The 15,059-nt window shown below is 33.1% G+C and carries 12 protein-coding genes; 2 read left to right on the top strand and 10 right to left on the bottom strand.

Annotated elements, in window-relative coordinates; genetic code table 11:
* Window positions 1-26: 26 nt before the first annotated feature.
* The 5 genes from RMN92_RS05790 to metG form a co-directional block, all read right to left on the bottom strand.
* Entirely contained in the window at window positions 27-929 is a 903-nt protein-coding gene (locus RMN92_RS05790; protein ID WP_309608521.1) for a histone deacetylase, read from the bottom strand.
* Window positions 929-1,552: a chloramphenicol acetyltransferase gene (locus RMN92_RS05785; protein ID WP_309608520.1), complete on the bottom strand. Its 624-nt coding sequence runs from the start codon at window positions 1,550-1,552 to the stop codon at window positions 929-931. The genes RMN92_RS05790 and RMN92_RS05785 overlap by 1 nt, the downstream gene beginning before the upstream one ends.
* A gap of 63 nt (window positions 1,553-1,615) precedes the next feature.
* On the bottom strand, window positions 1,616-2,308 hold the full coding sequence (locus RMN92_RS05780) for an HAD family hydrolase (protein ID WP_309608519.1): 693 nt from the start codon (window positions 2,306-2,308) through the stop codon (window positions 1,616-1,618).
* 2 nt (window positions 2,309-2,310) lie between these two features.
* Window positions 2,311-2,997 carry a transposase gene (locus tag RMN92_RS05775; protein WP_309608518.1) on the bottom strand — a complete coding sequence of 229 codons (687 nt, stop codon included), beginning with the start codon at window positions 2,995-2,997 and terminating at the stop codon, window positions 2,311-2,313.
* A gap of 78 nt (window positions 2,998-3,075) precedes the next feature.
* Window positions 3,076-5,163: a methionine--tRNA ligase gene (gene metG / locus RMN92_RS05770; protein WP_309608517.1), complete on the bottom strand. Its 2,088-nt coding sequence runs from the start codon at window positions 5,161-5,163 to the stop codon at window positions 3,076-3,078.
* A 220-nt stretch (window positions 5,164-5,383) separates the two neighbouring features.
* Between metG and RMN92_RS05765 the strand changes: the two genes are divergently transcribed.
* Together RMN92_RS05765 and RMN92_RS05760 are read left to right on the top strand one after the other, a co-directional pair.
* On the top strand, window positions 5,384-6,937 hold the full coding sequence (locus tag RMN92_RS05765) for an aldehyde dehydrogenase family protein (RefSeq protein ID WP_309608516.1): 1,554 nt from the start codon (window positions 5,384-5,386) through the stop codon (window positions 6,935-6,937).
* A 167-nt stretch (window positions 6,938-7,104) separates the two neighbouring features.
* Window positions 7,105-7,644: a porin family protein gene (locus RMN92_RS05760; protein WP_309608515.1), complete on the top strand. Its 540-nt coding sequence runs from the start codon at window positions 7,105-7,107 to the stop codon at window positions 7,642-7,644.
* A 44-nt stretch (window positions 7,645-7,688) separates the two neighbouring features.
* Here RMN92_RS05760 and RMN92_RS05755 read toward each other — a convergent pair whose 3' ends face one another.
* The 5 genes from RMN92_RS05755 to RMN92_RS05735 all read right to left on the bottom strand — a co-directional run bounded on the left by RMN92_RS05755 (window position 7,689) and on the right by RMN92_RS05735 (window position 15,041).
* The gene (locus RMN92_RS05755; protein WP_309608514.1) at window positions 7,689-9,632 is read right to left on the bottom strand and encodes an outer membrane beta-barrel protein; all 1,944 of its coding nucleotides are present in this window, start codon (window positions 9,630-9,632) and stop codon (window positions 7,689-7,691) included.
* Window positions 9,629-10,168 (bottom strand): sigma-70 family RNA polymerase sigma factor, encoded by a 540-nt coding sequence (locus tag RMN92_RS05750; RefSeq protein ID WP_309608512.1) that lies wholly within the window; start codon window positions 10,166-10,168, stop codon window positions 9,629-9,631. Before RMN92_RS05750 ends, RMN92_RS05755 begins: the two co-directional genes overlap by 4 nt.
* Window positions 10,169-10,179: 11 nt before the next feature.
* Entirely contained in the window at window positions 10,180-10,593 is a 414-nt protein-coding gene (locus RMN92_RS05745; protein ID WP_309608511.1) for a hypothetical protein, read from the bottom strand.
* A 93-nt stretch (window positions 10,594-10,686) separates the two neighbouring features.
* Window positions 10,687-11,691: a recombinase RecA gene (gene recA / locus RMN92_RS05740; RefSeq protein ID WP_309608510.1), complete on the bottom strand. Its 1,005-nt coding sequence runs from the start codon at window positions 11,689-11,691 to the stop codon at window positions 10,687-10,689.
* A 152-nt stretch (window positions 11,692-11,843) separates the two neighbouring features.
* Window positions 11,844-15,041, bottom strand: coding sequence for a T9SS sorting signal type C domain-containing protein (locus tag RMN92_RS05735; protein WP_309608509.1), 3,198 nt, complete (start codon window positions 15,039-15,041; stop codon window positions 11,844-11,846).
* Window positions 15,042-15,059: the final 18 nt, after the last annotated feature.

The following is a 15,059-nucleotide window of genomic DNA, read 5'->3' as shown; positions in this document are numbered from 1 at the left end:
TTAAGTTAATAGATTTTTAACGAAACTTATCCGAAAATTTGTTTGGCTGTTCGATAAGTATTGGCGTGGGCTTCGATTATTGTTTTAATTTCTGGTGAATAGCCACCGCCCATACTGACCTGAAGTGGAATTTGCATTTTTTTACAAGCTGATAGAACAATTTCATCCCGTTTCCTGCAACCATTAATTGTACAAGATAATTTTCCTAATTTATCGGTTTCTAAAATATCGACACCTGCCAAATAAAAGATAAAATCGGGCTTTTGATTTTCTATGAGTTTTGGAAACGTCTCATTTAATATAGATAAATATAAATCGTCAGAAGTATTATCTTCCAAGGCAATATCCAAATCTGAAGTTTCTTTTTTGAACGGATAATTTGTTTTTCCATGCATGGAAAAAGTGAAAACTTTAGCATTATTTGAGAATATTTCTGCTGTTCCATTCCCTTGATGTACATCGAGATCTACAATTAAAATTTTAGAAGCTAATTTTTTATCTAATAAATATTGTGCGCCAACAGCTTGATCATTCAGCATACAAAAGGCTTCGCCACGATTTGAATAGGCGTGATGTGTTCCTCCAGCGATATTAAATGAAATGCCAGTTTGCAAAGACTTTTCGGAACCTAAAATAGTTCCGTTGGCAATGCGTAGTTCTCTTTCAATAAGTTCAGCAGATAGTGGAAAACCAATTTTTCGTGCTGATTTTGAATCTAATGTAAGATGTAATAAATGATTGACATATTCTTTTTCATGAACTGCGAATATGTATTTTAAATCTGCTATTTCAGGTTCAAAAAAATCTGAATTTTCGGCCGTGCCTTCATGTAGTAATTGTTGCGGAAGTAGTTCATATTTCAACATGGGGAAACGGTGTTCCGCAGGCAAAGGATGTTTGTAAATGGGATGAAAAGCAATTGGTAGCATTATTGGTTCATTAATTCTTGAAACAGATTGACAAATTGCCCAACGTCGTAACCATCCATCAATCCGTGGTGTACGTGAATCGACATAGAAAATGTTTTTTTATCGTTTTCATCCATTATTTTTCCAAAAGAAATTTTCGGACAACTATCTGGAAATGTAAAACTTCTGGCGTGCGATAGCGATGTGAAGTTAACCCAAGGTAGTGTTGAAAAATGGACTAAATTTTCACCAAAATCTCTCGTAAAAAGACCAGTAGTTTGACGAACGCGTTCTATTTCTTTGGAAACATTTTCTGAAAATACATTCAAGTTTTCAGAAAATTCCATTAATGAAAATCCAAAAGAATTATCTTCTCGCATAATGGTAGCTGAAGCATCAATTTGATCAAAAATAAACACTTCATTTTCTATAATTCGATAGCGAAAACATTCGATTTTATTGACAGCAACTAATACTTTATGAAGATAAAAGCTGAAAAAAGAAACGCCAAGTTCTTTAGCTTTTAAATAGCCTTTGGAACAATCAATAGTCGTTGTAATGCCAAAAAAGGGTTCTTCCATTTGTTTAAAAAACAAATAATGTTCTTTACGGTTCCAAGTATCGATATTTAATTTTTGGTTCATTATAATTTTACCGCTAATTCGCGAATTTTATAAAATTGTTTCAGCAAATTAGCGAATTAGTGGTTAAACTTTTAATAAAATGGATAAAACTTCGGTAATTTTTTCAAAAGTTTTAAAATTGGCATGTTCTACTTTGTGACTTATTTTTTCGTGTTCCCAGGTTGTGTGAAATGGAATATGAACCGCATAACCACCAATTCCCAATACTGGCAAAACGTCCGACTTCAAGGAATTTCCTATCATAAAAAACTCGCTGGCTTCAATTTCCAAACGTTTGAGTAGTTTTTGATAATTGATTTCTTGCTTGTCTGCCATGACTTCGATATGATGAAAATAATGTCCCAAACCAGATCGATGCAATTTGCTTTGTTGGTCTTTCAAATCGCCTTTTGTAGCTACAATAAGTTTGTATTTTCCAGATAATGCTTTTAGAGTTTCTTCAACACCATCAAGTAATTCAATGGGTTTTTGAAGCAATTCTTTGCCGTAAATGATTATTTTTTCTATAATTTCTAGTGAAATGGTATTGTTAGAAATTTTCATTGCGGCTTCAATCATGGACAAAATGTAGCCTTTAATTCCGTAGCCATATAAATCTAGATTTTCAATTTCTGTCTTGAATAATTCTTGCGACAATCCTTGGTGTGACAAATAATCCTGCATTAATGCGCAGAATTTTTGCTCTACTTCTTGAAAGTAGGGTTCGTTTACGAAAAGTGTGTCGTCGGCATCGAAAGCGATTACTTTTAGGTTCATGGTTAGGTATAAAATGTGTCTTCCTTCCAATTAATTGGATTGTTTTCTATATAGTTTTGAATATTATCAAATGATTCTGAATTGCGAACAATATGATCGTGAAATCCTGATTGCCATTGAAATTCAGGATTTATCAGACGTGAATTTTTTGAAACAACCGATTTATAAGAACGAATTATGGTAGAAATCGACCCAGATTTAGGTGAAATTTTAGATAAAAATTCATTTTTATTTCCCGTAGATGCGTTGCATTGCAACGTATCTGATTGATTTGAATCATTTTGATTTGAATCATTTTGATTTAAAAAATTCTGATTTGAATCATTTTGATTTGAATCATTTTGATTTGCATCATTTTGATTTGAATCATTTTGATTTGAATCATTTTGATCATTATTTGATACGTTGCAGTCCAACGCATCTACGATTAAAATTCCATGCATATGATTTGGCATTATTTGAAAATTTCCCAATTCTACGAATGGAAAATGATTTGGAATTTCTGCCCAAAAATTGTTTGCTAACAATCCTATTTCGTTTAATTCCATTTTTTTATCAATAATTTCACCAAAAAAATGTCTTCTGTTTTGGGTGCAAATTGTTATAAAATAGGCGCCATTATTTCTGTAATCCCAATTTTTTAATCGAATAGATTTGATTCTATATTTATTTTGGAATTTTAATGGCATTAATTTTTAATTTAATTGTTTTACATTTGATACGTTGCAAAATACGTTGCAATGCGGATACGTTGCAATGCAACGCATCTACGAGATTGTTTCCCCATTATCCACCCCATCCACATCAGGATTTACAAAGACCAATTTTCCATCAGGTAAATTTGTCATCAAAATCATACCTTGACTATCAACCCCACGAAGGTTTCTTGGGGCTAGATTTACTAAAACTGTCACACTTTTTCCAATAATTTCTTCAGGCGAAAAATGCTCAGCAATTCCTGAAACAATAGTTCGAATATCAATTCCGGTATCAATTTTTAAAACCAAAAGTTTGTTGGCTTTTGGCATTTTTTCGGCTTCCAGAATAGTTCCTGTACGAATATCCATTTTGGCAAAATCTTCAAATTGAATTAGATCTTTTTGAGGTTCTGTCATTGCGAGGGACGAAGCAATCTGTTCCTTATTTGCCGTTTTTGTAGCTTCCAGTTTGTCTATTTGTTTTTGTATTTCCGTATCTTCTATTTGAGGAAATAGTATTTCGGCTTCACCTATTTTATGACCTGTTTTTAACAAATCTGAGGTTTCAGAAACTGTTTCCCAAGTCATCTCGACTGCGCTCGATGTGATATTGAGATTTAGAATTTTAGATAATTTAGCGGAAGTAAACGGTAAAAAAGGTTCACATAAAATTTGTAACGCTGCCGCAATTTGTAATGCCACATACATTTGTGTTTTTACTCTTTCAGGATCGGTTTTGACCATTTTCCAAGGTTCTTCATCAGCCAAATATTTATTTCCTAATCGTGCCACATTCATTAACTCACCTTGTGCTTCCCGAAATCTGTATCTTTCAACAGAAGAAGAAATAACGGCTGGATAAGCCTTTAATTCGGTCAATGTTCTTTCATCAACTTCCGAAAATTCGTTTGGCATTGGTACAATTCCATCATAATATTTATTGGTCAAAACCACAACACGATTGATAAAATTTCCGAAAATAGCAGCCAATTCATTATTATTTCTCCCCTGAAAATCTTTCCAAGTAAAATCATTATCCTTTGTTTCGGGTGCATTCGCTGTCAAGGCATATCGCAATGAATCTTGTTGATTCGGAAAATCTTCCAAATATTCATGCAGCCAAACCGCCCAATTCTTAGAAGTCGATAATTTATTTCCTTCCAGATTCAAAAACTCGTTGGCTGGCACGTTGTCTGGCAAAATATAACTTCCTTCGGCTTTTAACATGGCTGGAAAAATAATGCAGTGAAAAACAATATTGTCTTTTCCTATAAAATGAACCAGTTTCGTATCTTCTTTTTTCCAATAATCTTCCCAGTTTTTGCCTTCGCGAGCAGCCCATTCCTTGGTTGCTGAAATGTATCCTATTGGCGCATCGAACCAAACATATAATTTTTTGCCTTCGGCTCCAGCCACAGGAACATCAATTCCCCAATCCAAATCTCGGGTTACAGCACGAGGTTTCAAACCATCGTCCAACCATGATTTTACTTGACCCAACACATTGGTTTTCCAATCTTTGGCGTGACCAACTAGAATCCATTCCTTCAAAAAATCCTGGTATCTATCCAAAGGCAAAAACCAATGTTTTGTGGATTTTAAAATAGGAATTTCACCAGTAATGGTTGATTTTGGGTTAATTAAATCCGTTGCGTTTAAAGTCGATCCACAATTTTCGCATTGATCTCCATAAGCTTCTGGATTGTCGCATTTCGGACAAGTTCCAACTACAAAACGATCCGCCAAAAACTGATTGGCTTTTGCATCATACAATTGCTCGGTCACTTCTTCAATAAAGTCGTTGTTATCATACAATTTCTTAAAAAATTCCGAAGCTGTATCATGGTGAATTTTTGCCGAAGTCCTCGAATAATTATCAAATGAAATCCCAAAATCTAAAAATGATTTTCTAATAATTCCGTCATATTTATCAATCACTTCTTGAGGCGAAATGCCTTCCTTTTTGGCTTTCATAGAAATTGCCACGCCATGTTCATCGCTTCCGCACATAAACGCCACATCTTTTCCTTGTAGTCGCAAATAGCGTGCATAAATATCTGAAGGCACGTAAACACCCGCCAAATGTCCAATATGAATAGGTCCGTTTGTGTAGGGCAAAGCCGCAGTAATCGTATATCGTTGTGGATTCTGAATCATAATTTAATTTAATTGATTGCAAAAATAAGCAATAGATTTTTATTTGGAGCTATTCCCGCTATACGTTCCAATCTTTTTTGCAATTTTACATTTCGACAAGCTCAATATGACAAATTGCAAAAAAGGATTTCCACTGCTATCGGGGCTAAAAATCTAACGACTAGTTTATTGGTAAATATCAACTCTAAACGATATCTTTGCAGAAAATAAATCAAAACAAATGGCAACAATAGCACAACAATTCGGCATGACCGAAGCACTTAAACAACTTGGAATATTGGCTGTAAACCAAGGTACTTCTACAGGAATAAATCATTTTTCTTCTGGCGAAATCCTTGAAAGTTATTCACCAGTTGATGGGCAACTCATAGGATCTGTAAAAACGACCACCAAAGAAGATTACGAAAAAGTAATGCAATCTGCAACCGAAGCTTTTAAAACTTTCCGATTGATGCCTGCGCCACAACGTGGCGAAATTGTGCGTCAGTTTGGAGAAAAATTACGTAAAAATAAAGAAGCTTTAGGAAAATTGGTTTCCTACGAAATGGGGAAATCGCTGCAAGAAGGTTATGGTGAAGTACAAGAAATGATAGATATTTGCGATTTTGCTGTTGGGCTTTCTCGCCAACTTCATGGATTAACGATGCATTCTGAACGTCCAGGACACAGAATGTATGAGCAATACCATCCAATGGGAATTGTCGGAATTATTTCGGCATTTAATTTTCCAGTAGCGGTTTGGGCTTGGAATACGGCTTTGGCTTGGATTTGTGGCGATGTTTGCGTTTGGAAACCATCAGAAAAAACGCCACTTTGCGGTATAGCTTGTCAAAATATAATCGCAGAAGTAATCAAAGAAAACAACCTTCCAGAAGGAATTTCCTGTTTGATCAATGGCGATTATAAAGTAGGTGAATTAATGACAAACGACAAAAGAGTTCCATTAATTTCCGCAACGGGATCAACCCGAATGGGAAAAATTGTAGCACAAGCTGTTGCGGGTCGTTTAGGAAAATCTTTATTAGAATTGGGTGGAAACAATGCCATTATTGTTACGCCAGATGCAGATATAAAAATGACTGTTATTGGTGCTGTTTTTGGAGCCGTTGGAACCGCAGGACAACGTTGTACCTCAACTCGTAGACTAATTATTCACGAAAGTATTTATGATAAAGTTCGCGATGCTATTGTTTCAGCTTACGGACAATTAAAAATCGGAAATCCACTAGACGAAAAAAACCATGTTGGACCACTAATTGATGTTCACGCTGTAGAAATGTACAACAGCGCTTTGACAAAAGTAGTTGCAGAAGGCGGAAAAATTTTGGTTGAAGGCGGCGTACTTTCTGGTGAAGGTTACGAAAGTGGTTGCTATGTGAAACCAGCTATTGCCGAAGCCAAAAATGAATATGAAATTGTACAACACGAAACATTTGCGCCAGTTTTATATTTATTGAAATATTCTGGAACTGTAGAAAATGCTTTGGCATCTCAAAACGGTGTGGCACAAGGTTTGTCATCGGCAATTATGACCAATAATTTGCGTGAAGCAGAACATTTCTTATCTGTACAAGGATCGGATTGTGGCATTGCCAATGTAAACATTGGAACTTCTGGAGCAGAAATTGGAGGTGCTTTTGGTGGAGAAAAAGAAACAGGTGGTGGAAGAGAATCTGGTTCTGATGCTTGGAAAATATACATGAGAAGACAAACCAATACTATCAATTATACTACAAGCTTGCCTTTGGCACAAGGAATTAAGTTTGATTTATAAATTATAGAAAATCAATAAATATTAAAGCAGATTTGAAATTTCAAATCGGCTTTTTTTTATTGTTAATTAACATTTTGAAATTGAATTTTTGAAATTCTTAACTTTTTAAAAAGCAATTAAACGATTGGTTTTGAGTTATTACAAAAGGAACTTCAAATTAAATAATTATGAAAAATGTAATTTATAGTTTAGGATTGATACTTTTTGTATTTAATTTTTCGAATGCACAATTGATTAAAATAGGAATTAAAGCTGGTGGAAATTATTCAAATTTTGAAAGTAGTACCTTTCAAACAAAAGCCATTGCCAGTTATCATCTTGGGCTTGTTTCAGAAATAAAGTTATCTAAGGCTTTGTCTTTGCAGCCAGAATTTTTATATTCTACACAAGGTGCATCCTATAAAAATTTAGTTCAAGAATACAAATCAGAATTGGGTTATATGTCTGTTCCAATTTTAGCGAAATTGTATCTCGGAAAAGTTTTAAGCATTGAAGCTGGCCCACAATTTTCATACTTATTATCAAAAAAAGTGGATGCATCAACAAATATTAATGAGTTTGACTTTGCCATGGCAAGTGGTTTGGGAATCAAATTGACAGAAAATATTTTTTTACAAGGACGATATACTTTTGGAATTACTAAAGTTGATAAAAATCTTGATTTTAAAAATGCGGTAGGCCAATTGTCTGTAGGATATTTTTTTTAATTGTAAAATTTATAGAATATTAATCAGTTTTGTGCAATTGTAATTTAAAATCTGTAACTTATTCCAGAATACAGTCCAACCAAATATGGATTAAAATTTCCGGAATTATCATTAAATGTATTTATTTGATATTTAAATGTAGGTTCGAAATTGGCTTCAAACGATTTCCAAAAGCTATATTTAAAACCCAAACCAATGTTGGAACTAAAATGAATTTTGTTTAAGTTATTGGCTTCGCCTAAAATTGTAGATCTGCCTGCGGAAACTATTGAAACCTGATTATTATTTAGAAAAAGTGTGCTTAAACCTGTTATGATTTGAATTCCAAATTTTTTATCAATCAATTTATATGAAACTTCAACAGGAATTTCAAAGTATCCAAAACGCTGGTTCAAATAACCTTCGTCTTTACTTTGTGTTGCCAATTCGTTGGATTTTCCAGTTTTTTTATCTTCAATGACCATATTTTGTGCATCACCTTTCATATTTATAGTTTGAATGGGATTATTTTTAGAAATCGTATTTTTTGCGGACAAGTCTGCATAAAAAACAATGTCATTGGTGTTGTAGCCCAAATCGAATTTATTAACGCCAGTTCTTACAGAAAATTTATTGGATAGCGCATAATCAACTCCTAAACCTATGCTAAGGTTGTTTTCATAATCCTTTTTATTGTCTCCAAAAATCTCGTGTATTGGAGAACCTCCAGATGCATTCATGAACATTGGTGCTACATTTGGACGAACTTTCCATTTGTTCAATTTTTCTGCCATCGGTTTTTCTTCTATTTTTTCTTTGGCTTGTTTTTCTTTTAAAATTTTATCCAATGGATTTTCAATAATTTCAGCAAGAGCAATTGAATCTTTTGGATTTTTATAATTTAATTCAGTGTTATTTGAAACTATACGAGTTGATTTATTTTCATTTAAGTCAGTATTTTTTTCTGAATCTAAAGAAGATTTTAATTTTTTGGATTGATCATTCTGTACGATTTCAGTTTTATCATTGGTTTGATTTAAAGCGTCATCAGATTTTGATTTTTTAAAGATTTTTTGCTTTTTATTCGATTCATTTTTCATTTCGCTTGCAATTCTATTTGTTTCTGATGATGTTATTTTTTTATTAATTATATTTTTTGAAACATCATTTTTGACAGATTTTTGATCTGCTTTGTTTCTGTCTTTAGAAGAAACTAAATCATCTTTAGAATTGTAATTTTTGTAATTTGATTTTTTGTCATTGAAATTGACATTTTCATTATTTTTTTTGTCCGAAGAAACTAAATCATCTTTATTTGAATTGTAATTTTTGTAATTTGATTTTTTGTCTTTGAAATTTACAGTTTCATTACTTTTTTTGTCCGAAGAAACTAAATCATCTTTAGAATTGCCATTTTTGTAATTTGATTTTTTGTCTTTGAAATTTACATTTTCATTACTTTTTTTGTCTGAAGAAACTAAATTTTCTTTAGAATCAACTTTTTTAATGTTTGATTTTTTGTCTTCGCCATTGAAGTTGTCCTTATTTTTATTATCAGAAGAAACTAAATCATCTTTAGAATTACCATTTTTATAATTTGATTTTTTGTCATTGCCATTGAAATTATCATTATTTTTTTTGTCCGAAGAAACTAAATTTTCCTTATAATTATTAGAATTTGATTTTTTGTTATTGAAATTGCCATTGACATTCTTTTTCAAAACTGAATCATCTACTTCACCTGAATGTTTTTCAGAATTTACAACAGTAGTATTGCCATTTGTTTCATTAAAATTTTTATTTCCTGAATAATTATCTATTATAAAATATCCGATCACCAAACTCGCAGCAATTCCAATTATTTTGAACCAAATTGGAAAAATACGTTTTTTATTTTCTTTTTTCTCAAGTTTTGAAGCAATATTATCCCAAACTTCTGGGACAGGATTTACTTCATAATCTTTGAATTTTTCTTGAAAAAGCCGTTCTATGTTTTTTTTATCACTCATTTTGCTGAAGGCATTATTTCTTGGTGTGCTGTTTCTATTTTTTCTTTTAATATCATTTTCGCTCTAGACAAATTTGACTTGCTCGTTCCGTCGGATATGTTTAGCATTTCTGCAATTTCTTTGTGTGTGTAACCGTCCATGACATATAAATTGAAAACCAATCTGTATTTATCTGGCAATTCTTGAATTATTTTTAATAAAAAATCTAAGCTTACATTTTCATCTTCTATTTCAAATGATGAATCGTCGACCAAATCGTTTACCAATTCTAAAAATGGCGCCTTTCTGTATTGTTGTAACACATTATTTATCATAATTCGTTTTGCCCAACCTTCAAAAGATCCAGAAAAATTGTATTGATTTATTTTTTCAAAAATGATTAAAAAGCCATCTTGTAGATTGTCCTCGGCTTCTACATAGTTGCGAGAATACTTAAGGCATACACCAAAGAACTTACCAGAAAATAGTTGGTATAATTCCTGTTGTGCCTTTGTATTTTTCTCTAAACAACCCTGTATGAGTATTTCTAAACTCAAATCATAATTTTTTATGGAATAACTGGAATGGTAATTTCTTGATAAATATCTGCTCCACTAGCATCTACACCTTTCCACAATTTAAAAACATAACTAGTTTCCGTAGTAGGTTTGAATCGTAAAATTTGTGTCGAGGGTGGTTGAGGCGCTACTATGCAATTGTCTTGTTCCAAAACACTGCTTTGAATTGCAATTGTTCTAATATTTAAATTTTTATCATAATAAAAACCTTCAAAAACGTTACAATTGCTGGGTTTTATAAATTGTATGGGAATATCATATTCCACATCTTGGGTGAATTGTGCTGGAAATGTTGAGCTATGAATTGGAAGCAATTCCAAATGAAACTTAGTGTTGTTTTCATCATTCGGGCTACATCCAAAAAATAGCAGTAACGCTACAAATATTAATACTATCTTCTTCATAAATAATCGCTTAGGGTATTATAAAGATACTAAATTTTTAAATGGTTGCGTTGGCGTATAAAAAAAGCCCAAAAATAAATTTGGGCTTCTATATTACTTATTTGATTCTTTAATATGATCTTTAATTTTTATTTCGAGTTCTTCTGCCAGTTCGGGATTGTCTTTTATTAATCCCTTTACCGCATCTCGACCCTGACCTAGTTTGGTGTCGCCATAGCTAAACCAAGAACCCGCTTTTCTGATAATTTCAAACTCAACAGCCAAATCCAAAATTTCGCCTGTTTTTGAAATTCCTTCTCCATACATAATATCAAATTCTGCGGTTTTGAAGGGTGGAGCCACTTTGTTTTTAACTACTTTTACTTTGGTTCTGTTACCCAATACATTGTCTCCATCTTTTATTTGTGTGGAGCGTCGAATATCCAAACGCACCGATGCATAAAATTTTAACGCATTTCCTCCAGTTGTGGTTTCTGGATTTCCAAACATGACCCCAATTTTTTCACGAAGTTGGTTTATGAAGAAAACGGTACATTTTGTTTTGCTGATGGTTCCAGTCAATTTTCTTAATGCTTGCGACATCAAACGAGCGTGAAGACCCATTTTTGAATCTCCCATTTCGCCTTCAATTTCACTTTTTGGTGTTAAAGCAGCTACAGAGTCAATCACTACGATGTCTATAGCACCAGAACGAATTAGGTTTTCTGCAATTTCCAAAGCTTGTTCACCATTGTCTGGTTGGGAAATAATTAAGTTGTCTATATCAACTCCTAATTTTTGAGCATAAAAACGGTCGAATGCATGTTCAGCATCTATAAAAGCAGCAATTCCTCCTGCTTTTTGTGCTTCTGCAATGGCATGAAGTGTCAATGTAGTTTTTCCTGACGATTCTGGTCCGTATATTTCAATAACTCTACCTCTTGGATATCCGTTTACGCCCAAAGCTAAATCCAAACCTAGCGATCCTGAAGAAATTGTTTCTACTTCCTCCACGGCTTTATCGCCCATTTTCATGACTGTTCCTTTTCCGTATGTTTTATCTAACTTATCAAGCGTAAGCTGTAAGGCTTTTAATTTGGCTTCTTTTTCTGAACTCATTTTATATCGAAATTATTTTTAGTAAAAATAAGTGTTTTATACGATATAGAGTATATAAGTTTTCAACAAAATTTTCTAAAAAATAAAGCACACTAAGAAATAATCTTTGTGTGCTTCGTTAAGAAAAAAAGGTTGCTTCCTTGTATTAAAAATTAAAAAACTATTTTTTTAGTTATAACCCGATCATTTTCTAATATGACTTTTACAATCAGAGCCTGATTATTTTTTAATAATGTGTTGATGTCAAATTGCTTGACGTTCAAATTGTTTTTTGAAATTAAAATCCTGCCCAAAACATCATAAATAACCAAGTTTTTGATATTTTCCTGCAAAGAATTAATTTTAATATCATTATTTAAAACCGATACTGATACTGTATTATTTAAAGAATTAAAATCTGTATTTGATAAGGTAGCATCATTATATCTCAAAAGAAATCTGTCATTATGAATTCCTTGAATAGCATCGAACTCATAGGGAGAAGCAGTTAAGTTGTGAACAGTATTTAATATTTTATCTTCCAAATAAATAGTTTGATTCCCGTTTTCAAATAAACCATCTACCGCAGCAACTGCAATGGTGTAGGTTCCGTTTGTGGATATTTTTATACCAATGGGCACGGTATCTGAATTTAAAAACGGCAAGCTTTTACCTTGAATAGATAATATTTCATCATTTAAAATCGAATATAAATTAAATGCTGGTTTATAACTTGTATAAGCATCAAACATACGGTCATCATCATCTGTTGCGCCTTCAACATAACCAATTAGTGATCTAATAGATTCCCTATTTGGAGAAACCAAATCCAACCAAATTCTGTGTTTTTCAATATTTTCGGTATTTTTTGTAATGTTTAAATTTTTATAAAATTGGCTATTGTTATACGATTTATTTCGCATTGCATTATCAAATGTTACTGCACTAGTAGTTGCAGCACCGTCATTCATAACCACAAAAAATGCTTGTCCTGCACCAATAAAACCATTGAAACCAGTAGGGCCACTTGTGGTTCCAGTACCATTGTATACTATATAATCATTGGGTGTATAATTATAGGCAAAACTATTATAAAACGGATTTGTTGTGTTTAATGGCAATGTAGCGTGAGTCCAAATTCTTATCGCACCTTGAATATTTGTATTTGCAATCAAAAATGCATTAGCACTTATCGCAGATGGATACGGATTTCCTACCAAATTCCAGTTATCGCTAAATTTTGTTATTAGTACTCCATTTGTGCCCGAATAATTTGCAGTTGTATAACTGCCTCTTTCTATGTGTGTTGTAATGATTCCACTATTGGGTTTTCCAGCAAATGTAGCTGTAAATGCTGTTGGTGTAGATGCATTCCAGCCACTTGGCGCTCTTACAATATAACCTTTTGCCGCAACCATAATTTCTGATGTGTTTTGCCAATTTCCTTGACCGCCATTTGTATTTGAAACTGTGGTATTCCATTTCCAAAAATAATTTGATGGTGTTGATGGAGATACACTTGGCAACGAAAAATTTTCTACTGGCGATGACCAATAAACATAATCTTGCAAACGAATGTCAGCATTTCTCAATAGATTAATATTTCCTGAGTTTACAGCATTGTTATTTATTTGAACTAAAGAAGCATCATCATTTACAGTAAATGTAGATCCAGTAGCCACCGCGAGTTGGTTTTGAATGTTAATATTTTTATTGGCTACTATTGTTACCACAAACGGACTATTCACATTTACGCTACAAGCATCAAAACTTGGCAAAGCCGTGGTATCATAGTTTCCATTAATAATAACTGCTGTTGATAATGTTGGCGTTCCATTTGACCAAGCCGTTCCATTCCATGTTGTCGTAATTGTATTTACAGTAATTACATTTGAATATGATGTTGTGTTACAAGATCCTACTGCTCTTATTCGATAATATACTGTAGTTGTTGTAATTCCTGTAATATTAATCGATGTTACATTGCCGACATTTGCGTTATTATAACCAGGTAAGAATGTAGCAAAACTTGATGTTGTTGACACATCAATAGTGTAATTTGTTGCGTTTGTAACCGCATTCCAATTGGCCGTAAATTGACTACATGTAATTCCAGTTCCAGCCGTTGCCACAGGAGCTGCATTTGTAGCTGTTGTTATGGAAACAGAATTGCTGGCAAAATTACAACCACTCGAGTTGGATGCTGCCGACAATACTCTTCTGTAATAAATAATTATATCTGCTGTTGGAGCAGTTACTGCTGGTGGTGTGTAATCTTCATTTGTTGCGCCACTTATATTCGTGAAAGTAAAATTATCTGTAGATGATTGCCATTGAAATGCTATGGAAGGATTTACAGTTGATCCATTATATGAATAATTGGAACCATTTAATTGAGCTGGTGTAACACCCGAGCAAACTATTGGACTTGTTGGTGTTGCTACAGTATTTGAACTATTGTTAAAAGGTGTTAAACTAAAACTAGCTTCGTTTTGACCGTCGTTTTCATAATAATCATACACTAAATCTGCACTTCCGTCCAGATAAATAAGTACATTATTATAATTTGTAGGAGGTTGTATAATCCAGCTGTTAAACACCAAAACGCCATCATTGTATAACCTAATTCCATCATCGCCTCTAAATGTTACAATGTAACATCCTGCAGCTCTTGTAGATGTCATTTTATATCTTATTGCATAAGTTTCAGTTCTTAAATTGGTGAGAGCGGCTCCGTTCGATAAAACAGGAATGCAAACATTATTCCCAGCTGCTTGTGCAAAAGCTTCTGTTCCAATGTTAAAATAACCAACATAACTTGGACTATCAAATGGAATACTATTGGCTGGTGTTAGTGGCGATGCTCCTCCTGGAGATGACGAGCCCAAAAAATTGTAAACATGTCCAACCCAAGTGTTTGTTCCAGTGGCATTTTGATTGTCAAAAGTATTGCCAACGGCTACTAAGCCTATGGTTATTAAAACATTGGTGGCGTTGGTTTGAACACAAGCATCTAGAGATAAAATTATTTTAATTTGTCCAGAATATGTGGCTGTCCAATTGGTAATAGATGCACCAGTTGCGCCTGATGCAAATACAAGCGAAGCATTTGTTGTGGCATTATACACATTTAGGTTTTCAGTATTTCCGGCATAAACATCTCCAACAGAAAAGTTGTATTTAAAACCTTGAACTACATTTACCAAAAGAAATTTGGTTGTATTGATGTTGGAAATATTTATAACGTTGTTTGGATTATCCACACAAAAAGTTTGTGTTGTGCCATAATCAGTATTGACTGTTGGGTAAGGACACTGCGCATTTCCTAATATAGCAAACAGCATTAATAGAGAAAGAAGAATAGTTTTCATTTCATTAGCATAGGTTAA

It is taken from the genome of Flavobacterium sp., from assembly GCF_031363805.1.
GTDB lineage: Bacteria > Bacteroidota > Bacteroidia > Flavobacteriales > Flavobacteriaceae > Flavobacterium.
Note: the sequence above shows the minus strand (reverse complement) of the source record. Positions and strands in the feature narration are given on the sequence as shown.